Source organism: Streptomyces sp. NPDC049879 (genome assembly GCF_044461265.1).
Lineage (GTDB): Bacteria > Actinomycetota > Actinomycetes > Streptomycetales > Streptomycetaceae > Streptomyces.
The window spans coordinates 236,657-263,097 of the sequence record NZ_JBITKT010000008.1 but is presented as its reverse complement, the minus strand read 5'-3'; the positions used below and the strand labels follow the sequence as shown (position 1 = coordinate 263,097).

The 26,441-nt window shown below is 72.9% G+C and carries 23 protein-coding genes; 14 read left to right on the top strand and 9 right to left on the bottom strand.

Translation table 11 applies throughout. From position 1 onward, the window contains the following. Positions 1–155: 155 nt before the first annotated feature. Positions 156–713, bottom strand: a complete 558-nt coding sequence (locus tag ACIBPC_RS26100; protein ID WP_398847979.1) for an RICIN domain-containing protein — start codon at positions 711–713, stop codon at positions 156–158. An 877-nt stretch (positions 714–1,590) separates the two neighbouring features. On the opposite strand from ACIBPC_RS26100, the gene ACIBPC_RS26095 reads away from it, so the two are divergent. From ACIBPC_RS26095 to ACIBPC_RS26070, 6 genes are all read left to right on the top strand, one after another. Next, the gene (locus ACIBPC_RS26095; protein ID WP_362968430.1) at positions 1,591–2,220 is read left to right on the top strand and encodes a hypothetical protein; all 630 of its coding nucleotides are present in this window, start codon (positions 1,591–1,593) and stop codon (positions 2,218–2,220) included. Positions 2,221–2,352: 132 nt separating this feature from the next. Further along, positions 2,353–3,243, top strand: a complete 891-nt coding sequence (locus ACIBPC_RS26090) for a universal stress protein (RefSeq protein WP_398847977.1) — start codon at positions 2,353–2,355, stop codon at positions 3,241–3,243. 151 nt (positions 3,244–3,394) lie between these two features. Continuing rightward, entirely contained in the window at positions 3,395–4,087 is a 693-nt protein-coding gene (locus tag ACIBPC_RS26085; RefSeq protein ID WP_398847976.1) for a CBS domain-containing protein, read from the top strand. A gap of 148 nt (positions 4,088–4,235) precedes the next feature. Beyond that, positions 4,236–6,494 (top strand): formate C-acetyltransferase, encoded by a 2,259-nt coding sequence (gene pflB, locus ACIBPC_RS26080; RefSeq protein ID WP_398847974.1) that lies wholly within the window; start codon positions 4,236–4,238, stop codon positions 6,492–6,494. Beyond that, the gene (gene pflA, locus ACIBPC_RS26075; RefSeq protein WP_398847972.1) at positions 6,491–7,237 is read left to right on the top strand and encodes a pyruvate formate-lyase-activating protein; all 747 of its coding nucleotides are present in this window, start codon (positions 6,491–6,493) and stop codon (positions 7,235–7,237) included. Before pflB ends, pflA begins: the two co-directional genes overlap by 4 nt. Before the next feature lie 66 nt (positions 7,238–7,303). Next, positions 7,304–8,074, top strand: a complete 771-nt coding sequence (locus ACIBPC_RS26070) for a universal stress protein (RefSeq protein ID WP_398847971.1) — start codon at positions 7,304–7,306, stop codon at positions 8,072–8,074. A 40-nt stretch (positions 8,075–8,114) separates the two neighbouring features. Here ACIBPC_RS26070 and ACIBPC_RS26065 read toward each other — a convergent pair whose 3' ends face one another. Continuing rightward, complete coding sequence (locus tag ACIBPC_RS26065; RefSeq protein ID WP_398847969.1) at positions 8,115–8,576, bottom strand: pyridoxamine 5'-phosphate oxidase family protein; 462 nt, start codon at positions 8,574–8,576, stop codon at positions 8,115–8,117. 265 nt (positions 8,577–8,841) lie between these two features. Here ACIBPC_RS26065 and ACIBPC_RS26060 point away from each other — a divergent pair, with 265 nt between their 5' ends. The 3 genes from ACIBPC_RS26060 (at position 8,842) to ACIBPC_RS26050 (ending at position 11,618) form a co-directional block, all read left to right on the top strand. Continuing rightward, complete coding sequence (locus ACIBPC_RS26060) at positions 8,842–9,522, top strand: response regulator transcription factor (protein WP_362968437.1); 681 nt, start codon at positions 8,842–8,844, stop codon at positions 9,520–9,522. A gap of 114 nt (positions 9,523–9,636) precedes the next feature. Continuing rightward, positions 9,637–11,358: a GAF domain-containing protein gene (locus tag ACIBPC_RS26055; protein WP_398847967.1), complete on the top strand. Its 1,722-nt coding sequence runs from the start codon at positions 9,637–9,639 to the stop codon at positions 11,356–11,358. Positions 11,359–11,399: 41 nt separating this feature from the next. Continuing rightward, positions 11,400–11,618 (top strand): hypothetical protein, encoded by a 219-nt coding sequence (locus ACIBPC_RS26050; RefSeq protein WP_398847966.1) that lies wholly within the window; start codon positions 11,400–11,402, stop codon positions 11,616–11,618. Between the two features lie 39 nt (positions 11,619–11,657). On the opposite strand, the gene ACIBPC_RS26045 is transcribed toward ACIBPC_RS26050, so the two are convergent. Next, positions 11,658–13,145: an MFS transporter gene (locus ACIBPC_RS26045; RefSeq protein ID WP_398847964.1), complete on the bottom strand. Its 1,488-nt coding sequence runs from the start codon at positions 13,143–13,145 to the stop codon at positions 11,658–11,660. Positions 13,146–13,276: 131 nt separating this feature from the next. Between ACIBPC_RS26045 and ACIBPC_RS26040 the strand changes: the two genes are divergently transcribed. After that, the gene (locus ACIBPC_RS26040; RefSeq protein ID WP_398847963.1) at positions 13,277–13,843 is read left to right on the top strand and encodes a TetR/AcrR family transcriptional regulator; all 567 of its coding nucleotides are present in this window, start codon (positions 13,277–13,279) and stop codon (positions 13,841–13,843) included. 122 nt (positions 13,844–13,965) lie between these two features. Here ACIBPC_RS26040 and ACIBPC_RS26035 read toward each other — a convergent pair whose 3' ends face one another. Then, positions 13,966–16,833, bottom strand: coding sequence for an RICIN domain-containing protein (locus tag ACIBPC_RS26035; protein ID WP_398847961.1), 2,868 nt, complete (start codon positions 16,831–16,833; stop codon positions 13,966–13,968). A gap of 185 nt (positions 16,834–17,018) precedes the next feature. Here ACIBPC_RS26035 and ACIBPC_RS26030 point away from each other — a divergent pair, with 185 nt between their 5' ends. Then, complete coding sequence (locus tag ACIBPC_RS26030) at positions 17,019–17,537, top strand: GNAT family N-acetyltransferase (protein WP_398848059.1); 519 nt, start codon at positions 17,019–17,021, stop codon at positions 17,535–17,537. A gap of 332 nt (positions 17,538–17,869) precedes the next feature. On the opposite strand, the gene ACIBPC_RS26025 is transcribed toward ACIBPC_RS26030, so the two are convergent. The 3 genes from ACIBPC_RS26025 to ACIBPC_RS26015 form a co-directional block, all read right to left on the bottom strand. Then, a complete protein-coding gene (locus tag ACIBPC_RS26025) occupies positions 17,870–18,589 on the bottom strand; it encodes an SGNH/GDSL hydrolase family protein (protein WP_398847960.1) in 720 nt (239 codons plus the stop codon). Further along, the gene (locus tag ACIBPC_RS26020; protein WP_398847958.1) at positions 18,586–19,053 is read right to left on the bottom strand and encodes a cupin domain-containing protein; all 468 of its coding nucleotides are present in this window, start codon (positions 19,051–19,053) and stop codon (positions 18,586–18,588) included. Before ACIBPC_RS26020 ends, ACIBPC_RS26025 begins: the two co-directional genes overlap by 4 nt. Positions 19,054–19,125: 72 nt before the next feature. Beyond that, entirely contained in the window at positions 19,126–19,962 is an 837-nt protein-coding gene (locus ACIBPC_RS26015; RefSeq protein WP_398847957.1) for a helix-turn-helix domain-containing protein, read from the bottom strand. A 596-nt stretch (positions 19,963–20,558) separates the two neighbouring features. Here ACIBPC_RS26015 and ACIBPC_RS26010 point away from each other — a divergent pair. Beyond that, complete coding sequence (locus tag ACIBPC_RS26010; RefSeq protein WP_398847955.1) at positions 20,559–21,287, top strand: sortase domain-bontaining protein; 729 nt, start codon at positions 20,559–20,561, stop codon at positions 21,285–21,287. Positions 21,288–21,758: 471 nt separating this feature from the next. Here the strand turns inward: ACIBPC_RS26010 and ACIBPC_RS26005 are convergent, their stop codons facing one another. Then, positions 21,759–24,098 carry an ATP-binding protein gene (locus ACIBPC_RS26005; RefSeq protein ID WP_398847953.1) on the bottom strand — a complete coding sequence of 780 codons (2,340 nt, stop codon included), beginning with the start codon at positions 24,096–24,098 and terminating at the stop codon, positions 21,759–21,761. A gap of 533 nt (positions 24,099–24,631) precedes the next feature. After that, a complete protein-coding gene (locus ACIBPC_RS26000; RefSeq protein WP_398847952.1) occupies positions 24,632–25,153 on the bottom strand; it encodes a cupin domain-containing protein in 522 nt (173 codons plus the stop codon). A gap of 330 nt (positions 25,154–25,483) precedes the next feature. Here ACIBPC_RS26000 and ACIBPC_RS25995 point away from each other — a divergent pair, with 330 nt between their 5' ends. After that, positions 25,484–26,155 carry a TetR/AcrR family transcriptional regulator gene (locus ACIBPC_RS25995; RefSeq protein ID WP_398847950.1) on the top strand — a complete coding sequence of 224 codons (672 nt, stop codon included), beginning with the start codon at positions 25,484–25,486 and terminating at the stop codon, positions 26,153–26,155. Continuing rightward, positions 26,152–26,373: a hypothetical protein gene (locus tag ACIBPC_RS25990; RefSeq protein WP_398847948.1), complete on the top strand. Its 222-nt coding sequence runs from the start codon at positions 26,152–26,154 to the stop codon at positions 26,371–26,373. Before ACIBPC_RS25995 ends, ACIBPC_RS25990 begins: the two co-directional genes overlap by 4 nt. Positions 26,374–26,441: the final 68 nt, after the last annotated feature.

Sequence of the window (26,441 nt, the reverse complement as noted above, 5' to 3'; positions counted from 1 at the left end):
CCCAGGTCACGCGCGTTCTCTTGAGCCACCCGTCGACAGCGCGTCCGGACACGGACGCGGGAAGCGGTGAGTCCCCGGCCAGGCGGCCGGGGACCGCGGCGGACTCGCGGTCCGCGCCTCCGCCCGGTCAGCTCCCGGGGGAGGCGCGGTCGCCGTCACCAGCTGGTGTTGTCGTCCGCCAGGTGCCAGAGGCGGTCGGCGCTCGGGTAGGAGGTGTCCAGGTAGAGGGTGTTCCAGCTGCCGTCGTTGTAGCGGTTGAGGGCCATGGCGAGGCCGGTGTCGACCTTGGGCTGCCAGATCCACCAGCGGGAGGTGTTGTCGCCCTCGGGACGCAGGACCCAGCGCTGGAGGTCGGACCCGTCGCAGGTCCGTACGACGATCGTGGTGCCGCGGGTGGGCTCCGCGTCGGCCGGCTGGAGGCACTTGCCGGCGGCCTGGTTCTTGAATGTCAGCGTGTAGCGGCCGTTCTCCCACTGGCCGCCGACCTCGTCCCAGACCTCGGTCCTGTGCTTCCACCCCGGGTCGCGGAGGGAGACCGCGGTGGCGCCCTCCGCCTCGGAGTCGCCGTAGAGCGCGAGACGGCTCCCGTCGGTCCGGTTGACGAGGTCCTGGCCGGTGCGGTCGGCCGCGGAGGCGCTTCCCCCGCCGAAGGCGACGAGGAGGGTGGCCGCGGCTGCGGCCGCGATGAGGGCACGGGGGCGGAACGAAAGCATCGTTCTCCTTCGGAGGTGGTTGTCCGGCGGTCATGTCTCGCGGCGCCGACTGGAGACGGCAGGGAACGAACCGTGCTCGTACCGGTCCGGCGCCACTCGCTCAGCCTGCAGGCCGCGACCGGGCACCGGATGAGGGTGAGGCGCGGCGGACCAGCCGCTCAGCCACCCCCCGTTCGCCCTCCCTCCGCTCCGCGACACAGGCCGGTACAGGAGGGGAATCGTTTCGGCGGGCAGCCTCCGGTCACCCGCGCGGGGAGAAAGAGGAGCACGGCCGCGTTCGCACGGGCGGGTGGCCCGCCCGGCGGCCCGGGTCACCCCTGAGGGCGAACGGAGCGGGAGCCGGTGCGTCGGCGGTCAGCCGGTTCGCGCCGCGAACACCCGAACAGGGCCAGCCGCACCTCCGCCACGGAGATCGACGTGCTCCGGACGGCCCCGACGGCGATGCGGGCCGTGGCCTCCAGCGGCCACCGGTACACGCACCGGCTGGCCGGGAACCCCCCGCGCGTCGCCGACGAACCGGCCCGGCCGGCCCGCTCATTCCGCACCGCCGCACGAACGGCCGGACCGAACTCACGCGTCGGCCCCCGCATCGAGCGCATCCGCGCACGCATGACAACACGGACAGCCTCAATGGCCTTGCTACGACGGGCCTTCCGCCTCAGAGGCCGATGACGCGTGTGCCCGCGGTCCCGTTGCGCGGTCGCACCGCGCCCGCCCATCGGCGCACGTCCGGGCGGCCGCCGTCCAACGGGCCCTGTCATCAGGGCCGTTCAGCCCCATGGCCGCGGACCTTCGGCATCCGGCGCGGAGCGCCCCGTGAGCCGAGAGTAGGAGGTGCCAGACACCGACTGGAACCACCCGCGAAGGGACCACCACCATGACCGTGCACGAGCACCCCCACCGGAGCCCGGGGTTCCGCCCGCTGTCGTCGCGTGGGGACCGGACCACCCCGGCGTCCGGGGACACGGCGTCGGCACTCGCCGACACGCACACCGTCCGCGCCTACGCCTTCGCGTCGCTGCGTCTGCTGACCGGCTTCGTCTTCCTGTGGGCGTTCCTGGACAAGGCGTTCGGCCTCGGCTACGCCACGCCCTCCGGCAGCGGCTGGGTCGACGGCGGCTCGCCGACCAGGGGGTTCCTCAGCGGCGTGGCCGTCGGGCCGATGGAGTCCACGTTCCACGACTGGGCCGGGGCCGCGTGGGCCGACTGGATGTTCATGCTCGGCCTGCTCGGCGTCGGGATCGCCGTCATGGCCGGTGTCGCGCTGCGACCGGCCGCGCTGGCGGGCACCGCGATGATGGCGCTGATGTGGATCGCCGAGTGGCCCCCCGCGCGGCACCTGTCGGACGGCGCGCCGAGCATGTCGACGAACCCGTTCGTCGACTACCACGTGATCTACGCGGTGGCCCTGATCGCCCTCGCCGTGGCGGGGGCCGGCGCCACCTGGGGCCTGGGCCGGGTCTGGGCGCGGCTGCCCGTCGTCCGGGACCATGCCTGGCTGCGCTGACCGGGGCGCACGCGGCGGCCCGCCCCACGGGTCCGCCGCGTCCGCCGGACAGCGCACGGGGCCGGACGGCCCCGCGTCACGAACCCCTCGGGCCGCAAGGGCCCATCACCTCACCGCACTGGAGGCGGAATCATGGTCAGCACGGTAGTCGCGGGTCTGGACGGATCGGCCGAGAGCCTGGCAGCCGCCGAGTGGGCGGCCCGCGAGGCGGAGTTGCGCGGCCTGCCGCTGAGGCTCGTCCACGCCCGGGAGCCCGTCCCTGAGTTCATGGTCCAGGCGCCGCCCGCCCGCGCCGAGACGCACCACGCGTGGTCCGAACGGATTGCGCGCGAGGCCGCCGACCGCCTCCGCCTGCGCCACCCCGGCGTGGACGTGACCGTGGAACAGCTGGACGGCCTGCCCCACGAGGTGCTGTCCGGCGCGGCGCGGGACTCCGCACTGGTCGTCCTCGGCTCCCGGGGCCTGAGCGGCATCGGCGGCTTTCTGCTGGGCTCCGTCGGCCAGGCCGTCGTCGCCCGGAGCGAACAGCCCGTGGTCCTGGTCCGCGCGGGGCAGCAGGCCTCCGCCGCGCACACGGGGTCCCCCGCGGGCACGCCCTTCCGGCCCGTGGTCCTCGGCCTCGACACCGGCAGCCCGCACGACACGGTGATCGGGTTCGCCTTCGACGCCGCGCTCCGCCGGGAGACGGGCCTGACGGTCGTCCACGGCTGGAACCCGCCGCCCTCCTACGCGTACGCGCTCGCGGCGGACCCCGGGCTCCTCGACGAGCTGTCCAAGGAGCGGGCCGAGACCCTCGCCGAGGTGCTGCGTCCGTGGCGGCGGCGGTTCCCGGCCGTCGAGGTGACCGAGCGGTCCCGCAACGGCAGCGTGGCCGACCACCTGGTGGACGCGTCCCGTGAGGCGTCGCTGCTCGTCGTCGGCCGCCGGGTCCGCCGCAGCCCGTTCGGCGTGCACATCGGCCCGGTCACGCACAGCGTCCTGCACCACGCCACGGCCCCCGTCGCCGTCGTGGCGCACGACTGACGCGTACGACGGAGGAGGGCGGCGGCCGTCCGACCGGATCGCACCGCCGCCCGAACGACCCCCGGGCGCGCGTACCGCCCGCCCGCCCGGGAGGCCCTCCCCGGACCCGTGACCCGCGCCAGCGCCGACCCCGCTGAGGAAGGAACCCCCCATGAAGCACGACAAGGTCGGCTCCGTGATGACCACGGACGTCGTCCGGGCCGAGTACGGCACCCCGTTCAAGGAGGTGGCCCGGCTGCTGGCCGACCACCGCATCAGCGGCCTGCCCGTCGTGGACGAGGACGACAAGGTCCTCGGGGTCGTCTCCGAGACCGACCTGATGGCCCGCCAGGCACGGCCCGCGGACGCGCCGACGCGCCGCCTGGCCCGCCCGAGGCGCGGCACCGGCGGGCAGGCCGCGAAGGCGCGGGCGCGTACCGCCGGGCAGCTGATGACCGGCCCGCCCGTGACCGTGCACGCCGACGACACCATCGCCGAGGCGGCCCGCACCATGGCCGCCCGGCGGGTGGAACGGCTGCCCGTCCTGGACGAGGAGGACCGGCTCGTCGGCATCGTCACCCGCCACGACCTCCTCCGCGTCTTCCTGCGGCCCGACCGCGAGATCCGCTGGGACGTGATCGACGAGGTCCTCGTACGGGCGCTGCGCCCGGCGCCGGGGACCATCGAGGTCTCGGTGGCCGACGGGGTGGTCACGCTGTCCGGCCACGTGGAGCACAGGAGCGACGCGAGGATCGCCGTCTCCGTGACGCGCCAGGTGGACGGCGTGGTCGCGGTCGTCGACAGGCTCGGCGTCCGGCGCGACGACGCCCGCTCCCGGCCGGGCGGGCAGGAGCCGCGCGGATAGCGAGGGGGCGGACCGCCCGGCCCCATCGCCCCAGGGCCGGAAGGACCACCCGCCGGTGCTGTCCGGCACTGCCCGCGGCGGCCGCGCCGGACAAGCATGGGGAGCGAGCAGGACACGTACAGACGGATCAGGGAGAGGACGACCGGTCATGACCGCAACCGTGAGAGCCGGCAGGCGACGGGCCGAGGCATGGCGCGGCTTCGCCGGAACGCTGTGGCGCAGCCGCATCGACGTACGCGACTTCATCCAGGCCAACTACACCCCGTACGAAGGCGACGAGGCCTTCCTCGCCGGCCCGACCGAACGCACCCTGGCCGTCTGGCGGAAGGTCAGCGCGCTGTTCCCCGAGGAGCGCCGCAAGGGCGTCCTGGACGTCGACCCGCGCACCCCGTCCACCATCACCTCCCACCGCCCCGGCTTCATCGACCGCGACCGCGAGCTGATCGTCGGCCTGCAGACCGACGCCCCGCTCAAGCGGGCGATCATGCCGAACGGCGGCCTGCGCATGGTGGAGAACGGGCTGAAGGCGTACGGCCACGAGCCCGACCCCTTCGTCACCCGCGTCTTCGGGACCTACCGCAAGACCCACAACGACGGCGTGTTCGACGCCTACACGCCCGAGATGCGCGCCGCCCGCCGGGCGGGCATCGTCACCGGCCTGCCCGACGCCTACGGCCGCGGCCGCATCATCGGGGACTACCGGCGGGTGGCGCTGTACGGCACGGCCCGGCTGACCGAGGCCAAGCGGGGCGAGCGCGCCCTGCTGGACGCGCGGCCCTCCGACCCGGACGTCATCCGCGACCGCGAGGAACTGGCCGAGCAGATACGCGCGCTGGGCGAGCTGACGGAGATGGCCGCCTCGTACGGCTGCGACGTCGCCCGCCCGGCCACCACCGCCCACGAGGCCGTGCAGTGGCTCTACCTCGGCTACCTGGCGGCGGTGAAGGAGCAGAACGGCGCCGCGATGTCCCTCGGCCGCACCTCCACGTTTCTGGACGTCTACCTCCAGCGGGACCTGGCGGAAGGGCAGATCGACGAGACCCGCGCCCAGGAGCTGATCGACGACTTCGTCATCAAGCTGCGGATCGTGCGGTTCCTGCGGACCCCGGAGTACGACGCGCTGTTCTCCGGCGACCCGACCTGGGTGACGGAGACCATCGGCGGACTCGGGGAGGACGGGCGCCCGCTGGTCACCCGGACCTCGTTCCGCTTCCTCCGGACGCTCCACAACCTCGGACCCGCCCCCGAGCCCAACCTCACCGTGCTCTGGTCGCCCCGGCTGCCGGACGGCTTCAAGCGGTTCTGCGCGCAGGTGTCGATCGACACCAGCGCCGTCCAGTACGAGTCCGACGAACTGCTGCGGCCGCGCACCGGCGACGACACGGCGATCGCCTGCTGCGTGTCGGCGATGGCGGTCGGCAGGCAGATGCAGTTCTTCGGCGCGCGGGTCAACCTCGCCAAGGCGCTGCTGTACGCGGTCAACGGCGGCCGGGACGAGATGACGGGCGAGCAGGTCGCCCCGCGGACGCCCGCGCTGACCGGCGAGTACCTCGACTACGAGGAACTGTCCACGGCGTACGACCGGACGCTCGACTGGCTCGCCGCCACCTACGTCGACACGCTCAACGTCATCCACTACATGCACGACAAGTACGCCTACGAGCGTATCGAGATGGCCCTGCACGACCATCCGGTGCACCGCTTCATGGCCTGCGGCATCGCCGGCCTGTCGGTCGCCGCCGACAGCCTGTCCGCCGTCAGGTACGGGCGCGTGAAGGTGATCCGCGACGCCACCGGCCTGGCCGTCGACTACGTGACGGAGGGCGACTGGCCGGCCTACGGCAACAACGACGACCGCGCCGACGCCCTCGCCGCCGGGCTGGTCGCGTCCTTCATGGCGAAGGTCCGCGAGCACCCCGCCCACCGCGATGCCGAGCACACCCAGTCGGTGCTGACCATCACCTCGAACGTCGTCTACGGCAAGCACACCGGGAACACCCCCGACGGCCGCCGCGCCGGACAGCCCTTCGCCCCCGGCGCCAACCCCATGAACGGGCGCGACCGGCACGGCGTCGCCGCCTCCGCCCTGTCGGTCGCCAAGCTCCCCTACGACCAGGCACGCGACGGCATCTCGCTGACCACGACGATCACCCCCGAGGGCCTGGGCCACCGCCCCGGCGAACGCGCGGCCCACCTGGTCGGCATCCTCGACGCCTACACGGCCTCGGGCGGCTTCCACATGAACGTCAACGTCCTGGACCGCGAGACGCTGCGGGACGCGATGCGGCACCCGGAGAACCACCCGGACCTGACGATCCGCGTCTCCGGATACGCCGTCCACTTCGTCCGCCTGACCCGTGAGCAGCAGCTCGACGTGATCAGCCGCACCTTCCACGGAACGCTGTGAACGGGCGGGCCGCGGGGACGACCGGGCGGATCCACTCCTGGGACCTGTCCACCGGCGTGGACGGGCCCGGGACCCGGTTCGTCCTGTTCACCAGCGGCTGTCCGCTGCGCTGCCTGTACTGCGCCAACCCCGACACCTGGCACATGCGGGACGGCCGCGAGGCCACCGTCGACGAGGTGATGGCCGGGATCGGCGGGTACCGGGACTTCGTCACCGCGGCCGGGGGAGGGGTGACGCTGACCGGCGGCGAGCCCCTGCTCCAGCCCGCCTTCACCGCCGCGGTCCTGCGCCGCTGCAAGGAGGCCGGGCTGCACACCGCGCTCGACACGTCGGGCTTCCTCGGCGCCCGCGCCACCGACGGGCTCCTCGCCGACACGGACCTGGTGCTCCTCGACATCAAGTCGTTCGACGTGACCGCCCACCGCGCGCTGACGGGCGGCTCGCTGACCCCCACGGTGAACTTCGCGACCCGGCTCGACCGGCTCGGCGTCCGCACATGGGTCCGCTACGTCCTGGTCCCCGGCTGGACCGACGCACCCGAGGCCGTCGACGGGCTCGCCCGCTTCGTCGCCGGGCTCGGCAGCGTCGAGCGCGTGGACGTCCTGCCGTTCCACAGACTCGGCGCGCCGAAGTACGAGGCGCTCGGCCTGCCCTTCCCGCTGCGGGACACCCCGGGCCCCGACCCCGAGCTGGTCGGGCGGGTCCTGGAGCAGTTCCGGAAACGGGGAGTGGCCGCCTTCTGAGACGGCCGCCGGCCGGAGCGCCGCACCGATCGTTCGCGGAACACGGAAGAGAAGGGGAGCACGACGATGGATGCCGATCAGGTGGTCGCCGGTGTGGACGGCTCGCTGGTCTCCATGAGGGCGTTGGACCGGGCCGCGGACGAGGCGGCGCGCCGCGCCGCCGCACTGCGCGTCGTGTACACCGTGCCCGACCTCGACGAGGCCGCCCCGATACTGGCGGCGTCCGCCACACGGGTCCACGCGCGTCACCCCGGACTGCCGGTCACGACCATGGCCGTCCGGGGCAGCGCCGTACGGGCCCTGGTGCGGGAGAGCGGGCACGCCGCGCTCACCGTCGTCGGAACGCGCGGCCTCGGCGGCCTCACCGGCCTGCTGCTCGGCTCCGTGAGCCTGCGCCTGGCGGCACAGGTACGCGGCCCGCTGCTGGTCGTACGCGGTGACCACACGCGCGGCGACGCAGGCGAGGTCCTGCTCGGCCTGGCCGACGAGGCCGACACGGAGGTGGCCGCCTGCGCCTTCCGGGAGGCGGAGTGGCGCGGCGCCAGGCTCCGCGTCCTGCATGTCCGTGACCACCTGCCCGCCGCCGCGTCCTCGACGGCACGAGGGCGGCCGCGGCTCACCCGGCGGGACAGGGCGGAGGAGCCCGCTGCCGGAACCGATGCCCGCGCGGTCCGCACCGGACCGGCGCACGCGCTGCTCGAAGCGACCCGCGCGGCCGACCTCGTCGTCATCGGCGCCCCCCAGCGCGCCCGCTGCCTCGGACCTCACCTGGACCCGGTGGCGCACACCCTGCTGCATCATTCCCACTGCCCCGTGCTCGTCGTGCCGACCGGATGAACGGCGCCGCACACGAAGGGACTCCGGCCCGCGCGCCGGTTCAGGCCGCGGGCCGCCCGACGGCCGTGAGACGCACGCCGGTGATCAGATCCGGTCGGATACGGACGGCGTAGTCCATGGACTGCTCCACCCACGGGCGGAGCAGCCTCCGGTAGCGGGCAAGTTCCCCCGAGTCGGTGACCAGGTGGGCGTAGCCGGTGATCACCACACTCCAGCCCAGGTGCGTCACTGGGTCGATGGCGTCCGCCTCGTAGGCGACGACCACCCCCGGACCGCCGGGCTGCCGGGTCCGCGAGGTCATGGCCGCCCCCTCGTGGGTGCGGATGACGACGTCCCCGCCGTCCAGCACGTGCTGGACCGGGCGGATGGTGGGGAGCGCGTACCGGGTGAAGACGATCCTTCCCAGTGACACGCTGCCCAGCAGCCGCAGGGCCTCGTCGCTGTCGAGCGCGACGCTCCGACGGGGCCGGGGAACGGCCGGTTCGGCGTTGTCGAAGGACATGGCGGGTTCCGTAGGGGCTCGTGGCACACGGCGCGTGTGCGCTCAGGCCATTGGACCGGAGCCCGTGTGCGGCGCACCAGGGGCCGTTCGGCCCTCGTCCGCGTCCGGCCGTCCCCGCGCGCCCGCCGGGCCGGTCCGCCCGCGGAATCGGGGCCGACCGGCCCTGGTCGTCCGCCCCGGAAGCGGGAAGGATGCGGGACGGAGGAAGCCGGTACGCGCGCGGGTGCGGACACCGGCGCCCGGCGCGCACGAGAGGGATCATCCGATGGCGGACGGCGAACGGCCCGGCCCCGACAGCCCGATCCGGGTCTTCCTGCTGGACGACCACGAGGTGGTGCGGCGCGGGGTGCACGACCTGCTGGACGACGAACCGGACATCACGGTGGTCGGCGAGGCCGCCACCGTGGAGCAGGCGCTGACACGCGTCCCCGCGCTGCGCCCCCACGTCGCGGTCCTCGACGTCCGCCTGCCCGACGGCGACGGTGTGACCGTCTGCCGGGAACTGCGCTCCCGCGTGCCGGACCTCGCGTGCCTGATGCTGACCTCGTTCGACGACGAGGAGGCCCTGCTCGACTCGATCATGGCCGGGGCGTCCGGCTACGTCCTGAAGCAGATCAAGGGCTCGGACCTGGTGTCGGCCGTCCGCACCGTGGCCGCAGGGCAGTCCCTGCTCGACCCGAGCGCCACCGCCAGGCTGATGGCCCGCCTCCGCGCGGGGGACCGGCCGAAGGAGGAACCGGACGCCCTGCCCGGCCTGACCGAGCGGGAACGGGAGATCCTGGCCCTCATCGGCGAGGGGCTGACCAACCGCCAGATCGGCCAGCGGCTCTTCCTCGCCGAGAAGACCGTGAAGAACCACATCTCCCGGCTGCTCGCCAAGCTCGGCGTGGAACGGCGCATCCAGGCCGCCGTCATCGCCACCCAGGCACGGAACGAAGGACGCTGACGCACCCGCGCACCGCGCCCTGGGACCCGTATGCTCCCCCGCGTCCGACCGATACCGTGGCACACGACCCGGGCGCCCGCCGCCCGTGCGCCGAGGGACCTGGAGGAACGACCGGTGGGAAGCTCCGAGGAGTCCCGTCAGGCCCGCGTACGGCTGCCGCACCTGCGGCTGGACGAGCTGCTGGAGGAGCTGCAGGCCAGGCTGGACGCCGCCCGCGGCACCCGCGACCGGGTGCACAGCCTGCTGGAGGCCGTGCTCTCCGTCGGCCGGGAACTGGACCTGGAACAGGCGCTGCACAGCATCGTCGAGGCCGCGGCCGTGCTGGTGGACGCGGAGTACGCCGCCCTCGGCGTGATCGGGCCGGACGGCAGGCGCCTGTCGGCCTTCCACACCGTCGGGATCGACGAGCGGCGGATCACCGCGATCGGTCACTACCCGGAGGGGCACGGCATCCTGGGCCAGCTCATCAGCCACCCCGAGCCGCTGCGGCTGGAGAAGCTCTCCGCACACCCCGCCTCGTACGGCTTCCCGCCCCACCACCCGCCGATGAACACGTTCGTGGGCGTCCCGATCCGGGTGCGGGACCAGGTCTTCGGCAATCTGTACCTGACCGAGAAGCGGGGCGGGGCGCAGTTCGACGAGGAGGACGAGTCGGTCCTGTCCACGCTGGCGGTGGCGGCCGGGGTGGCGATCGACAACGCCCGCCTGTACGAGGAGTCGAGGCTGCGGGAACGCTGGCTCCAGGCGAGCGCGGAGATCACGCACCGGCTGATGTCCGGCAGCGACCGCGGCGAGGTGCTCGGCCTGATCGCCGAACGCGCCAGGGAGATCACGTCGGCGGCCCTGGCCGTGGTCGCCCTGCCCATGGCGGACACCGGCGCGCTCACGGTGGAACTCGCCATCGGGGAGGGCGCCGAGGCGCATCGCGGCCTCGTGCTGCCGGCGGACGACGGGCTGATCGGCCGGGCGTTCTCGCAGGCGACCTCGGTCGGCACCCCCGACATCGCGGCCGAGGAACGCGCCGCCGACCAGGCGCGGTTCACCGGGCTCGGCCCGGCGGTGGGCATCCCCATCGGGGCGGACGAGGGCGTGCGGGGGATCGTCCTGCTGGCGCGCGGGCGCGGCCAGGCGGAGTTCACCGGCAAGGAGACCGAGGCGCTGCGGGGCTTCGCCGCACAGGCCGCGGTCGCGATGGAACTGGCGGAACGCCGCGAGGACGCCGAGGAGATAGCGGTGCTCCAGGACCGCGACCGCATCGCCCGCGACCTCCATGACCTGGCGATCCAGCGGCTGTTCGCGACGGGGATGACCCTGCAGAGCGCGGGCCGTTTCATCGAGCACTCCGAGGCGTCCGAACGCGTCGCGCGGGCGGTGGACGACCTGGACGAGACGATCAAGATCATCAGGTCGACGATCTTCGGCCTGCGCGCGCGAGAGGGCGCGACGGCCCCGGGCCTGCGGGCCCGCGTGGTGCGCGTGGTCGGCGATGCGGCGCCGCTGCTGGGCTTCGCGCCCAGTCTGCGGATGGAGGGCCTCGTGGACACCCAGGTCCCCAAGGAGACCGCCGACCATGTGGTGGCCGTGCTCTCCGAGGCCCTGACCAACACCGCCCGGCATGCCAGGGCCACCCGCGCCGCGGTGGCCCTGGAGACCGACGGCCGCGAGGTCCGCCTCACCGTCTCCGACAACGGCGTCGGCATTCCCCCCGACGGCCGCCGCAGCGGCCTGCGCAACATGGCGGAACGGGCGGGCCAGTCGGGCGGGGACCTCGCCTTGCACAGCCCGCCCGACGGCGGCACCACCCTGGTGTGGCGGGCGCCGGTGGGTGACCGGTAGACCCATGGCCGCGCCGTCCCCCGCCGTGCGATCCTTCCGCCATGGCGGACATCGCGGTCGTGGTGGGCGGACTGGGCAGGGTGCGGCTGGAACAGGTGTCGGCGGCGGTCGACGTCCTGCTGGACCCGGCGGGCCCCGGGACACCCTGGACGCCAGGGGAGATCTCGGCCGCCATGCCGCTGATCGTCGAACAGGCACAGGGCGGCTCCCTCGCGGCCGCCGCCACGACCGCACGCTGGCTCGCCCACCTCGCCGGGTGAGGTCCGGGCAACCCCGGAGCACGCGACGCAACGCCTCCGTCAGAGGGCTGCTGACTGGTTCGGGCCGCTCGCGGGTGCCTCGTTCACCGAGGTGACCGCACCTGGGCCGGTGGCCCGTCGCGGGGCCGTGGGGCCTTCCGCGGGCTTGGACCTTGCCAGCCACAGGCCGGTGACCACGGCGGTGGCCAGGGTGACGGCCCCGGCCGCGAGGAAGGCGTCGTCGAGGGCGGCCCCGAAGGAGGCGCCGTCGGCCTGCCGGGCGCGGACGACGGCTCCGAGCACCGCCACACCGAGCACCGCGCCGATCTGCCGGGTGGTGCTGCTGACGCCCGAGGCGAGGCCGCCCTCCTGCGGGCCGACTGCCTGGATGGCGGCCCCCGTCAGCGGGGACATGGTCAGGGCGAAGCCGGTGCCGACGACCGCCAGCCGCCACCACACGTCCCCGTAGCCGGTGTCGGCGTGCACGGTGCCGAGCGCCAGCAGGCCCAGGCCCGCCAGGGCCAGGCCCGCGGTGACCACGCCGCGGAAGCCGTACCGGGCGGCCAGCCGGCCCGCGTACGGGCTGACGAGCACCATGGCGAGGGACATCGGAAGGGTCTGCAGACCGGCGCGCAGGACTGAGCTGCCCTGGACATACACGAAGAACTGGGAGAAGAAGAACGACGAGCCCATGAGCGCGAACCCGACCACCACCATGGCGGTGTTGGACACGGTGAACAGGCGCTGCCGGAACAGCCGCGGCGGCAGCATCGGCGCCGGGCGGCGCGCCTCGACGGCGACGAAGGCCGCGAGGAGCAGCACCGCGGCGGCGAAGCTGCCCAGGATCGGCGGCGACGTCCAGCCGCGTGCGCCGCCCTCGATCAGCCCGTACGTCATCGTCCCCACGCCCAGGACGGACAGCACCGTGCCCGGAACGTCGATCGCGGCGGCGCCGGGATTGCGGGTCTCTTCGAGGTATCGCAGACCGAGCAGCAGGAGGGCCGCGCCGATGGGCAGGTTGACCAGGAAGATGGCGGGCCAGCCGAAAGCGTCCGTCAGCGCACCGCCGGCCACGGGCCCCGCGGCCAGACCGATTCCGCTGAGTCCGGCCCACAGCCCGATCGCCCTCACGCGCTCCTGCGGCACCGGATGGGCGGCGACGAGCAGCGCGAGCGAGGCCGGGCTCAGCGCCGCGGCACCGATGCCCTGCAGCACCCGGCCGGCGACCAGCCAGCCGAGCGAGGGTGCGAGGCAGCACAGCACCGACGCGGCGGTGAACACCGCCACGCCCGTCAGGTAGACCCGCTTGCGGCCGAACCGGTCGGCGAAGACACCGCCGGACAGCAGCAGCATGGCGACCAGCAGCACATACGCGTCGACGATCCATTGCAGACCGGTCAGTTCGGTGTGCAGCCGGTGCTGCATGTCGGGCAGTGCCGCCCCGACGATCGTGTTGTCCAGCAGGACCATGAACTGGCCCAGGCACGTCACCGTGAGCAGCACGGCCCGGTGCGGACGGCCGCCTACGGCCGCGGGCGAAGCCGGCATGGGCATTCCTCCCGGTCATCGGGCGCGACCGGTGGTGCGCCCGAACTCTTAAAGCAGTCGTTTGCTGCGTTAGGCGACTGTAGAGACCTCGCCTCACAAACGCAAGCTCTGACTGCGTTAAGGTGGGGGGCGTGAACGAGAAGGAGCGGGCCCGGCGGCCCGGTGGGCGCAGCGCCCGCGTCGGCACGCAGGTGCACCAGGCCGTCACCGAGCTGATCAGCGAGCGCGGCTACGGCAACTTCACGGTCGGCGAGGTGGCGGCCCGCGCGGGCGTGGCCGACAGCAGCGTCTACCGCCGGTGGGGCAACCTGGAGGCCCTGCTCGGCGAGGTGGCGCTCACCCGCCTCAACGCCCGTTCGCCGATGCCCGACACCGGCACCCTCTCCGGCGACCTGCACACGTACGCGGCCCAGGTGGCCCGCGAGATCACCGGACCCGACGGTCCCGCGGTGCTGCACCTCGCCATCGCGCTGGCCGGCAGCGGTCAGCAGGGCGCGCAGGCCCGCGAGGCCCTGCGCGCCGAACGCACCCGGCAACTCCAGTCCATGCTCGACCGCGCCCGCGAACGCGGCGAGGACGCGCCCGACGCGTTCGAGGTGCTGGACCACATCCTGGCCCCGATGTACATCCGCGTCCTGTTCGGGATGGGCCCGCTCACCCCGGACTACGTCGACGGGCTGGTCGACCGGATGCTGTGACCCCTCCCGGGCCGCCGGTCCCGCCGCGCGACGGCCACGGAGGCCGTGGCCGTCGCGGAGGACCTGCGCGTCGAGGCCGCGGCCCGGGCGCCGGCGCCGCTCCTCCGGTGGCAGTCACGGCGTCACAGCAGGCGCCACAGGTGGTCCGCCGTTCCGTTGTCGGTGAACTGGACGACGCGTGCGCTGTCGGCCTGCGACATCCCGTCCACGCCGAGCACCTTGCCCGAATGCCGGTTGAGGACGCGGAAGTATCCGGCCCCGTCGTGGACGAGCCGCCACTGGTGATCGGGGGTCCCGTTGTCGGTGAACTGGACGACGCGCGCGCTGTCCGCCTGGGACATCCCGTCCACGCCCAGCACCTTGCCCGAATGCTTGTTGCGGATGCGGTACCAGCCGTCCGCGTCCGGCAGGAACGTCCACCGGTGGTCCGCCGTCCCGGTGTCGCCGAACTGCACGACCTGCGCGCTGTCGGCCTGGGACATCCCGTCGACGCCGAGGACCTTGCCCGAGTGCCGGTTCTGTATCCGCACCTCGCCGTCGGGCAGCCAGCGCCACCGGTGAGCGAGGTTCCCGTTGTCGCTGAACTGCACGACCGGGACGCTGTCCGCGCCGGAGTCGCCGAGCACGGCCAGGACCTTCCCGCTGTTGCGGTTGCGCAGCCGGAACCAGCCCTCCCCGTCGTCCACCACCTGCCAGAGGTGGTCGGCGGTGCCGGTGTCGCCGAACTGCACGACCCGCGCGTCGTCCGCCTGGGACATACGGTCCACGGCCAGTACCTTGCCGGAGTGGACGTTGCGCACCCGGTACCACCCGTCGCCGTTGTCCAGCAGCTGCCAGAGGTGGTCGGCGGTGCCGGTGTCGCCGAACTGCACGACCTGGGCGCTGTCCGCCGTGGACATCCCGTCGACCCCGAGGACCTTGCCGCTGGTCCGGTTGCCGATGCGGAAGGCGGCGCCGGGGGCCGACCACGGCCTCCCCGTCGGCGAGGCGAGCGGGAACGCGGAGATCCGCAGCCTGGCCGCGCCGAGCGGGACGAGGGTGACGGTCTCGACGGGCGCGGTCGAGCGCGCGGGGCTCTGCTGGAGGGGGTCGACGACGTTCTGGCTGTCCGCCCGCCATTCCGCGATCCGCCGCGCCGGTGCGGTGATCCGGTACGGAACGGTGCCCTGCGTGAACGGGTTGGCCGGCAGGGCGCCGCCCGTCGCGCTGAAGGCCAGGCCCGCTGTCAGGTCCGCGGGGTCCAGCGCGAGGCCGTAGTTCCACGGGCTGTCGGCGTGCACGTCGTACTCGGGGAACGTGTCGCTGCCGCCGGTGCGCTCGTACCGCTCGCCGATCCGCAGGGAGTAGCTCAGCGGGCCGCGGCCGACCGTGACGGGGTTGCCGTTGTCCGCCCAGGCGCGGACCGTGATGCGCTGCGGGAGCCGCAGGACGACGGTGTCGCCGTTGTTCCACGTGCGGCGCACGGTCGTGAAGGCCGGTCCGGCGGGGGCGGTGACGGGCTGCCCGGCGACGGTGAGCGCGGGCGCGTCGCACCAGCCGGGGATGCGCAGGACCAGCGGGAACGCGGTGGGCTGGGGGAGCGAGACGGTGAGGGTGACCGTGTCGCCGAAGGGGTAGTCGGTGTCCTCGCGGACGGTGACCTGCACACCGTCCGCCACCTCCGCCGTCACCGAGCAGGGCGCGTACATCGCGGCGCACAGCCCGTTGTCAGGGGTCGCGGCCCACAGTTCCTGCGTGAACCAGGGCCATCCCATTCCGTAGTTGTGCGGGCAGCAGCGGTACTGATCGACGCCCGCGCGGTACGACTGCATGGCGAAGCCGTTCTGGAACTGCCCCATCGACTTGGGCACGTTGTCCAGATCGACGCTGTTCGCGCTGGTGATGTAGTGGACGGCCTTGCCCTGCGGATCGAGCGAGGGAGGCAGCAGGTTGAACGCCAGCTCCTCGCAGCGGTCGGCCCACACGGGGTCGCCGGTGAGCCGGGTGAGCAGCTCGTGACTGGCCATGAACTCCACGACCCCGCAGGTCTCGAAGCCCTGGCGCGGGTCGGTGTGGGCGTCGCGGATGTTCTCGTCGCCCGCGAATCCCCCGCCCGGGAACTGGCCGTAGCGCCGCATGACATCGCCGTACGTGGTGTACGTGGCCTGTGTGTCGGCCGCAGCACCGGAGCGCAGCGCGAACTGGGCGGGCTCGCGGAAGCCCTGGGCGATGTTGACGTTGTGCTTGTTGGGGAGGGCGCCGGTCCAGTCGGCCCCGTAGCGGTGGATCTTGTCGTACAGGTCGAGCAGGAAGGACTCGCCCGTCCGGTTGTAGAGCCAGACGACGGAGTCGAGTCCGTCGCCCCAGCGCAGCGACACCCAGCTCTGGTTGAACGCGGAGGCGCCCTGCGCGTTCATGTAGCGCAGGAAGCGGGTCAGGAACGGGACGATACGGGTGTCATCCGTGTGCTCCTGCCAGGAGCGCAGGGCCTGGAGCAGCGGCAGGAAGGGCCAGAAGTCCGGGCCGCCGCCGAGCGAGGTGCGCAGCGCGGCGGGCCCGAACGAGCCGTCGGAGCGCTGGGTGGCGAGGATCGCGTCGAGCCAGCGGCGGGAGGTGGCGAGCGCGTCGGGGTCGCGTGTGGCGATGGCGAGGTCGACGTATCCGCGCAGCCAGTACGGGACCTCCTCCCAGCCGCCGCGGTCGGGGTGCACCCAGCCGGACGTGGTGAAGTCGAGGAAGTGCGACGCCTCGTCGAGCCGCCCGCACAGCCCTTCCAGCTGGAGCCTGAGCTGCTCGGCCAGCCACCCGCGGGCGGTGACGGCGGCCGGCGGCAGCCTCAGGAGGGAAGTGGGTCCGAGCGGGGCGGCGTTCGGGTGGTACCGGCCGCCGGGTGCGGGCGGGAGGCGGACAGACGCGGCGGCGGCGGGGGCCGCGAGCGCCGGGGGTAACCCCGCGACCCCTGCCGCGACCAGCGCGGCCAGCGAGGCGAACTCACGCCGGTTCAGTGGCATGGGACTCTCCAAAGAGGGGGAGACGCGTCACGCATGTGTGAGGGCGACGATTGATGTTTGTTTCGAACGCGTAAATGTGCGTTCTTGGTATGACAGCACGCCTGCGATGTCATGTCCATGCGCCGCACAGGATCGCGTCGGCGGCCGCACGGACGGGAAACGGCCTTGCGTCCCGCACGCCTGGAATGGAGGCTGGCTGGCCGGAGGCGGTGAAGGTGACCAACGTGGTGGTGAAGCTGTCGGCACGCGATTTCGTGCACGCGGACCTCGTGTCGTGCGGATGGTCGGGGTCCGCGCTCCACTTGGCCGGCGTCGCGACGCAGCTGGAGCGTGCCCGGCTCGGCGAGGTCGACTACCTCGCGGTCTGCCCTGCGACGGACATTCCCGTGGCGAAGGGGGGCGTCGACTACCGGGTCAAGGAGGGCGTCGGCACCCTGTGGCAGCTGGCCGTCCATCCGGCATTGCAGTCGTGCGGGATCGGCACCTTCCTCGTCGGAGCCGCGGAACTCCGGATCAGGAACCGCGGTCTGCGGCAGGCCGAACTCGGCGTGGAGGAGAACAACCCCCGGGCCCGGGCGCTGTACGAACGACTGGGCTATGTCGCGTACGACCGCCGGCCCGACTCGTGGGACGAGCAAGCCCCGGATGGATCGCTGCACCGCTACGAAACGATGTGCACGCTGATGCGCAAGGAACTCTCCTAGGTCCGGCCACGGCCTACGCCGCGACCGCGGACCTCCCTGCGCAGCGTGCTTCCGCCCCGGCCGACGAGCGCCAGGGTTTGTCGCTCACGCCGATGTGCTCGATGGGGAAATGGGCCGATGGCTGTCGGCAGCGGCGGCCGCCCGAGGCGCACGGGCCGGGTCGTGCCTGAAGGGCGACCCGGCCCGTGCGGTGAGTCCGGCGCTCCTGGTGCCGGTGCCTTGGGCGTGGTGGTTTTGTCGTGGCAGCCGAGAGTCTTCGAGACGGCCGGTCGTCGTTGCCTCCCCCGACAGGGAGAGGAACGGCGCACAGCCGCAAGGGGCCTCGGAACCGGCTATGCGCTCCCGGTCGGCAGCCAGGTGTCGATGACCTCGGCGACGAGGGCCGCACCGCGGCTGTTCTGGTGGATGTGGTCGGTCGTCAGCACGAGACCCCGGCGGCGCGAGATCGTGTCCAGGCTGCGGCGGAGCACGGCGTGTCGGATGAAGACGCCGAGGCCCGCTGCGGGCGTCGGCTCCCGGTAGGGGACCGGCGACGGGTCCGCTCGGCGCAGCTCCTCGACCTGGCGTTCGTGGAGCGGGAGGTAGGCCGCCGCGTTGGCGGTGGCGACCTCGGCGATCAACCGGCTGTACGCCTGCGATGCCTGCGCCGCCGCTCCGTCGAGTCGCTGGCCGAGGACCGGGAGCGACAGCAGACCGATCGTCGCGTCGGTCTCCGCGCGCAGCCGTTCGACGATGGTTCCCAGGCACTGCTGGAACCAGCCGTCCGACGGGCGCTGGGGGAGCTGTTTGCGCTTCATGGCCTGCTCGACGGGGTAGCCGGCGAGGCTCGCCCGGGCGTCGTTGGTCCCGATCAGCACGGTGATCACGTCGGGTGGGTCCGCGACGACGGCATCGAGGCGCCGCAGGAGGTTGTAGGCGAAGTCGCCGTTGCCGCCGAAGCGGGCGAGCCGCACCTCGCCCGGAGGGTGGCGCCGTTCGACGAGGCCCAGGTAGTCGGTGCTGATCTGCGCGCGGGTGAGGCTGTCGCCGAGGCAGGCGACGCGTGTCGTCACGGCGTCTGGGGGCCGGGCGTACCGGCGTGGTCGGTCGGGCCGGTGCCGGTCCGGGGACGGTGCTCGGTGCCGAGGCCGGGGGTGATGGTCAGGATGGTCCCCGGCCCCGCCATGTCGACCGCGTGCCATGCCCCGGCCGGGTTGACGGTGGCTTCGCCCGGCCCCAGCACGACGCGGTCGGTCACCCCGTCCACGTCACGGGTGACCGTCACCGACCCGCTGAGGCAGACGACCATTTCCTCGCCGGAGGGGTGGCGCTCCCAGTGGTCGCCGGGGCCGTCGTCGTCGATGACCGTCACCATCCGGCCCTCGGCGCCGTCCGCGGCGACGGCGGCACTGTAGGCCTGGAGCACCTCCGGGTCCCAGGCGAAGCCCTCGATGGGTCTCGCGCTCGATCCCAGCCCGAGGTGCACGGGGGTGGTCCGCAGGTCGATGGCGTTGCGTTCGTGGTCGACAAGTCTCATGCCGGTGATCGTCACAGGTCAGCGCCCGGGCGGTCTTGAAGGAAAGGGAACGGAAGCCGACACGGCGGGCGGTTACCCGGCCTTGAGGAGGACTTCGCCCCGACGCCAGACCGTGGGCGACCGGCCCGTGAACTCGCGCCAGTCGCGCACGAGATGGGCCTGGTCGGCGTAGCCGGAGACGGTCGCCACCTCGGCCCACGGGAGCGGGTCGTGCGCCGTCGCCAGTTCGTGCGCGTGCTCGAAGCGCAGGACTCGGGCGAAGGTCTTCGGCGACAGGCCCACCTCATCGCGGAACCGGTCGGTGAGGTACCGGCGGCTCCAGCCCAGTTCCGCGGCCACCGCCCCGACCTGGACGCGTCCCCGCGCGGCGACGAGGAGGCGCCAGGCCTCGGCCACCTCGGGGCGGACCCCGGACAGGGGGTCGCCGCCGGCGCCGCGGCGGACGGCTCGCAGGAGCAGCTCGTCCAGCACGGCGAACCGCGCGGCCCAGGCCGTCACCGCCCGGAGCCGGTCGACCAGTTCGGTGCCGAGCGCTCCGAGAAGCTCGTCGAGCGGCACCAGCCGGTGGGCGAGCCCGGCGGCGGGCACGCCGTAGACGGCCCGGGCCCCGAGCGGTGTCAGCGACACCTGCACGCCTTGCTGGCGTCCGTCATGGTGGATCGCGACGGACCGGCACATCAGACCACCGGCCACGCTGCCGAACCGGGTGACCGGCGACCCGTCGTCCACGCCCGCGGCGACCTCCAACGGGTCGGACAGGCTGATCACCGCGGTGAGCATGCGCCCCGGCGGCCCGCAGTGCACCCCCGCCGGGAACCCGCGAAGGTCGAAACCGGCATACGAGCCGACGTACCGCCGCAAGGCGGGGGCCGGACGTGCCTCGATCATGGTGGTCGAATGGTCCTCCACCCTTGTCAGTGTACGAACCGGCCCCCGGGCGCCGGTGCCGCCGGAGGGCAGGCGGGTGTCGGCGTGGATACGGTCGCCGTCGGGCGGCAGTGCGCAGTGCGCCGTGATGAGATGTCCACTCCGGAGCTGCGTGAGCCGCCACGGCAGACCCGGCGAAAGCTCCGTGGCCTGGCGAGCCGTGCCGACCCGACCGTACTGTGACAGCGTCACCGTGTCCGTCTTGACGATCCGGGGCACCCGCAACGAGCCATGCCCGTCGCGTGAGTTCGTGCGCCGTACCGTCCAGCCGATACCGCGAGGAGCGCCACGCCTTCGAACCGCAGTCCGTCCAGCCCATGGCAGACAGCGTCGCGTTCCTCCAACGCGGCCTGACCTGACCGCCGCCCTCACAGGCCCGTCGCCCCGCGACCGGCGCCCGCAGCCGCCGACGGCGGTGCTCGGCGCCTCCATACCCGTGTCCCGTCGTCTCCTGGCGATCCCGACCCGAAACGAGCAGCATCATGTGGACAAGACACAAACCCCACGCACCAGAGCCCGTTGCCAAGCGTCCGCGCAGCCTCACCACCTTATGCGTCGCCGGACTGACCACCCTCCTCATGACCATCGGCGGATGCACCTTAAGCAACGACGAGACCCCGTCCGCGTCGGACAACCGACAGGGCTCCAGCGATATCGCCGCCGAGGCGCCGGCCCCCAGCCAGGACCCGAGCCCTGCGGAGGAACCCCCGCCTTCCGACGATGCCGCCGACGAGACGCCGGCTCCCAGCGAGGACCCGAGCGGCGAGGCCGAAGCGCCGCCCGCCGGCGACGGCCGCCCGCAGGAGGCCTACCTGACGATTCCGGACATCGATATCGAGCGCCTGCGCATCCAGCCCTATCAGGGGCAGACCGACGACGGTCCGGGAACGGTGATACAGGACCGCGGCATAGCGGCCAGCCCGCACGGCCCGTCCGGAGGAGTCGGGCCGGGAGGGATCGGCAACTACCAGGTGACGGCGCATCGGAACTCGGCCGGGGCACCGTTCTTCTCGATACCCGACCTCGAGAACGGCGCACGAGTCGAAGTGGCCACCGAGGAGCGCGTCTTCGTGTACGAGGTGTATGAGACCAGGCGGACGTCGTTCCGTTCGGAGCAGTCCCTGGCGGAGCAACGAGCCGCCGTCCCCGGCTATCCCGGGCGCACCCCTGACGAGGCCGTGATCACCCTTTCAACGTGCGCCACCCAGGAGGACCACGCCGTCGGGAACTTCTGGTCCGACGAATTCGACAACCCGGAACACCGAATAGACAAGATCGGCATACTGATCAGCTCGCACCCCGCCTGACCCCGCCCCTTCCCTCCCCTCTGTCGACGCCCGCGTCCGACCGGCTTGGGTCTGCCTGACTGAAGTTCGGCAGCTGATGGTGATCCCTTGCCTTATGGGCTGCCCCGAGTTGTGTGACTCCGCATGTGCGGGGAGCAGCTTGGCCGTCGCGGACATCGTCCGCCAGGCGATCTGCTCCCCGCACGCGCGGGCTGCTCCCTGGACGACTCTGAGCAGCCGAGAAGGACGCCGGTGGACCTGTGGTCGCTGTGGTGCACCGTCAGCTGACCTTCCACACCGTGCCGGTCACCGCGTCGCGCGAGGTCGAGCATGCAGGGCGTGTCCTGGTATCCCTCGGACAGGTGGGAACGCGGTCAGCCGATGTGCCGGTTGCCCGGTCCGGATTCCGCGCGGATGCGCAGCCCACCTCGTCCGTCACCACGGGCTGGGTTCACATGGGCTCTCCGAGGACGGGACGCTGGACCGGGGTCTTCACCCGTAGCAGAGGTCGATCACCACACCCCCGTCGTCGTACACCTCCTGGTTGTACGTGCTCACGGCCGCGGCATCATCATTGGTGATCGCGGTCGCGAGGGCGGCTTGGTCGGAGGACTCCTCCTGGATCGCGGCCTGGATCGCCGGATCGGTCGCCGCTCGGGCCGCTGCCGCCAGGTCATCGGCGAGCTGGTGCGTGGCGCCGGCCCACGCTTGATCGTGACCGGGATTCGTGAGCGGGGCCTCGGACATCGCCTCGCTGTAGGCGGAATGCGCGTCGCCCCGCTGGTCGCACCCCGGCGGACTCGTCGGAGCCGATTCGGTCGGGGTGTCCGTCGGCTCGTCCGGGAGGGAGAACGTGAATGTCGGGATCGGCACCGCGTCGTCTTGCGCGATTTCGGACGGCGTTCTTTCGTCGTCGCCGGTAGCCGCGCTGATGGCGTAGCCCAGACCGACGAAGAGCGCGCAGCCGACGATCAGGGAGACAACGGCTGCGGCTGCCGCGTTCACGCCCGTCCCTGCCCCCGCCCCGGCCCCGGCCCCTGCCCCGGCGGCTGTACCGCTGGACGGGGCGTTCGCCCCGCCGCCCCAGGAGCCTTCGACGGCGCTGTTCGACTGCACGGGGAAGAAGTCCGCGCCGTCGGCTGTCCCGCCGTCGACGGTGGCGCCGCCCCAGGGGCCTTCGCCGCCGACCGGCCCGGACGGCTGGGCCGCAAAGCCGTGGCCGTCGGGAGCGCTGGGGGCAGCGGGCCCGAAGCCGTTGTCCCCCATGTAGCGGTCGACATCGAAATCGGAACGCCCAGGACCCGTGTCGGCCCCTGCCTCGCCGCCGGGTCCCCCCAGGTGCCCGGTGCCTGAGTCGTCGCCCGTGGCGGCCGTGTTCCCGCCGTCTTCCGCGCCCAACTCGTATCCGAGCCACGCCGACTGCGCGAGCAGCGCCGTGTAAGCGGCCCGCCTGCCGATCAACAGGGCCCGCACGGCCTCCTCGTGGAGGAAGTACGCCTCGGCCCGCCGGTCACCGGCAGCGCGGGAGGCTTGCCAGCCGCGGCCGATCAGTCGCCCCCACGCACCGAACCGCAGGGAGCGGGCCAACCCCGGCGTCGTGGCCCGCGCGAGCCGCACCGCCAGCTCCGGGCGCCTGGCCGACTCGGCCAGCTCGGCCACCTTTTCGAGCACCCCGCCGTGAACCGCCAATTCCACCGGTGTGGTCGTCCCCAGCGCTCCCCACCGGATGAAGTGGTCACACAGTCGCTCGGCCGAGAACGGAGCTGGGAAACGACGGCGCAGCTCTGGCAGGGTGTCGGCGACGGCGCGATAGCCGTACTGACCTGCCCCTGCCAAGCCCAGACGCACCAGGCGGTCACACACAGCCTCGGGCTCCGCCTCTTCCGTCAAAGCCCCGACGTGCGCGGGTGCCACCTCGGCCCCGTCGAGGGTCGCCAGCAGGTGAAGCACTCGCATGACCGCCGCGTCAGACGCCAGGTGGTCGAGCAGCATCGGGAGCAGGGCCGCGACCTCGCCGGGGCGCGGCAGCCTGCCGCCACCCGCCGAGGCGGACTCCACCGCCACCGCTGCCGCACGAAGCAGCGGCAGCGGCCGGCCGGACGCGACCCGGCACAGCGCGTCGGCCACTTCGCGTTCCCCCTCCGGCAGCGCGCCGCCCAACTCCCGGGCCAGCAGCTCAAGACCTGCGGCCGGTGTCAGGCCGCCCAGTTGCAGCGCCGTGCCGTCGCCCCACAGCGACCGTTCGGCGCCGGCGACGACGAACGTGGCGCCGGGTGCCGCGTCCATCAGCTCCAGCAGCTGATCGGAGGACAGATCGACGTCGTCCACGTAGACGGTCACCCGCACGTCGGTCATCAGCCGCCGCAGCTCGGTCCGGGTCGGTGCGTATCCGGGACCCTCGTAGCAGGCTTCGAAGAGCTCCTGGGCGAGGTCCCCGATGTCCCGGTGGGCGCCGCCCAGGAACACCACCCCGTCCGGCCCGGGCGGCAACACCAGCGCCGCGTGGCGCAACAGCGTGGTCTTACCGATCCCGGGCGGCCCCCACAGCTGGGCCGGCCCACCGGCGCGGACTGCCGCCGCCAGCGTCCGCGTCTCGTTCTCCCGTCCCACCGGACGCGTTATGGACCGGGGCAGCAGCGCGACCTGCTGTCGTCGCCGGGGGCGAGGCCGTTCGGGCCCCATCACCACGGTCACCCGCGAGCCGTGCTGTGCGTCCACGACCACGTTGTGGTCGCCCGCGACCACGGGGCCGGTGGTGCTGCCGCCGATGTCGATCCGGTGCGTCGTGAGAGGGCCGTCGGTCGTTGAGCCGCTGGTGTCTGCGTCGGACATGACTCCCCTGCCTACCGTCCCCCGCTGTCGTCTCCGTCGCGAGACGCCAAGGCCCCCGCCGTCCGGGCGACCAGGGGCCGGCTGCCACGCTACGGGCATGTGCGCGCCAGAAACCCGTATTGCGACGGGCTCGGCGTCCGCCACTGGCCCGTGCAGCACCTCCGACAGCCCGTTCCCGGCCGCCCGGTGCATCGGGGGAGGGCGGGATAGACCGTCGGCCAGGTGGTGGGGCTTCTGTGCTCCCCCGGCGGTGACGGATGTCGGCAGGGTCGTCGGTTGTGCCGGGGGAAAGGAGAGAGGAGATGTTGCCGCTCGGGTTCGTGTGGCTTTCGGATCGGGGAGCTGTACAGCGGTTCGGGCGTTGTGCAGTCGCTGGCTGAACGGCCCTTCTATCCGGGGCAGTCGGCGGTCTGATGGCCTGGCTGTCCGCCGGGCTGCGGGGCGGGTGGATCAGCGCGGCGGTGCTCCGGGACGCCACACACTCGGACGAGCCGACCTCACCCGCGGCGCGTGGACCGGGTGTCCGTCGCGGCTCAGTCCCAGTCGTGGTCGGCCGGGAGCAGCACCATGTTGTGGGCGCCCAGAATGTCCACCAGTTCGCCGAACTTCTCGTCCGGCCAGGGCTCCGGATCGCGTTCCGTCTCGCCGAATGCCAGGAAGAAGGACTCGGGCCCGGCGGGCGTGTAGAAGACGAGGAGCCTGGCCGGCTCCGAGCCGGTGTTCCTGAAGCCGTGGCGCGTGCCCTTGGGGATGTACACGAAGTCGCCCGCGCCGGCTGCGATCTTCTCGTTCCCGTTGATGAACTCGAACTCTCCGGACGCCACGTAGAAGGCCTCATCCTCCTTCGAGTGGATGTGGGGGACGTTGCCGTGGCCGGGCTCGATGAGACCGTCCATGAAGGCGAAGGCGCCGTCGGTCTGTTCTCCCGTGACCTTGACCGCGAACGTCTCATGTCCGGTGAGCCGGACGACGCCCCCGTCCTTGCGGACGATGAACCCGTTGGCAGCTGTCCATACCGGGTCGTCCTTGTCCGGGAGCGGCAGGTGGTGAGCCATGCTGTGATCCTTTCCCGCGGTGTCGTGGACGGGCGAAGCGCGGCGCGCTCAGGGGGTTGCCGCGCCGTGCGGAGAGGGAAGCCCGCAGCGGCCCTTCCGCCGGGCAAGTCCCTTCGGAAGCGCTCGCGCCGCCTCGGGGCCCCCGTTCCCTCCGTCCTCTCGTCGGACGGACACGCCTCGCCATATCGTTGACTGGGAGTCATTGAATGTCAATCAACCAAACCGGCCAAAGTGGCCGCAGCTCGGTCGCCACGCCCGGCCGTGCCGCGACGGATGGCCTTTGGAATACGCTGAGGCGGGACAAGTCGGCCACGTCGGGAAGGAGCGGGAGTGCGCCAGCCCGTCACAGGCAAGCCGCCGACCCGGCGGCAACTGGCAGCCCAGGAGACCCGCCAGAAGTTGCTGCGTGCCGCGTTGACGAACTTCTCCCAGCGCCCGTACGCCGAGGTGACCGTCGGGGACATCGCCCGCTCGGCCGGGGTCGCCCACGGCCTTCTCTCCCACCACTTCAACGGCAAGGAGAGCCTCTACGCGGAGGCCGTGCGCGAGGTCGACCGCCGCCTTCGCGCCGCCACGGAGATGAGCCACCACGGGCCGGCCGGCGAACGTCTGCGTCGGCATCTCGCCGCCCATCTGCGTTTCCTGGCCGAGAACGAGGGCGCCGCGGTGAACCTGGTTCTCCGTCATGGCGACACCGGCGACCTGGCCTGGGAGTCCTTCGAGGCGACGCGCCGGGAGGGAGTCCGTGCGATCTGCGAGTTGCTCGGCCTCGACGCCGACGAGCCGGCGCTCCAGCTGTCCATGCGGGGATACGGCGCCGCCTGCGATGAAACGGCCCTCCTCTGGCTCAGGGGCGGTCGTCCCTTCACCATCGAAGCGCTGGTCAACGTCTGGATCACTTTTCTGACGGCCGCCCTCCGCGCCGCCTGTGATCTCGCACCGACGCCTGCCCTGACCAAGGCCCTTGAGGAGCTGGAAGCGCGCCGCGCGGACCCGAGTTGATCCAGGCTCGGCGGACCGCGACGCGCGGGTCGCGCCGCCCCGACCCCCGCCTCGCTTTCGGCTTCGGCCTGCGCTTCTGCGTCGCGGCACAGCTGGCCAAGGCGGAACTGCGGGTGGCGGTCGGCACCCTGTCGCGCCGCTTTCCCGCACTCCGGCTCGCCGAGGACGTCAGCCGGCTCACGTGGCGGCGGGGCCGGATGGTGCGTGCCAGCTGGTGACCGGGCTTCCGGTCACGGGCCGGCGGCGTGCGTATGGGCGGTGCCCCGGCGGTCACCGGGACGCCGCC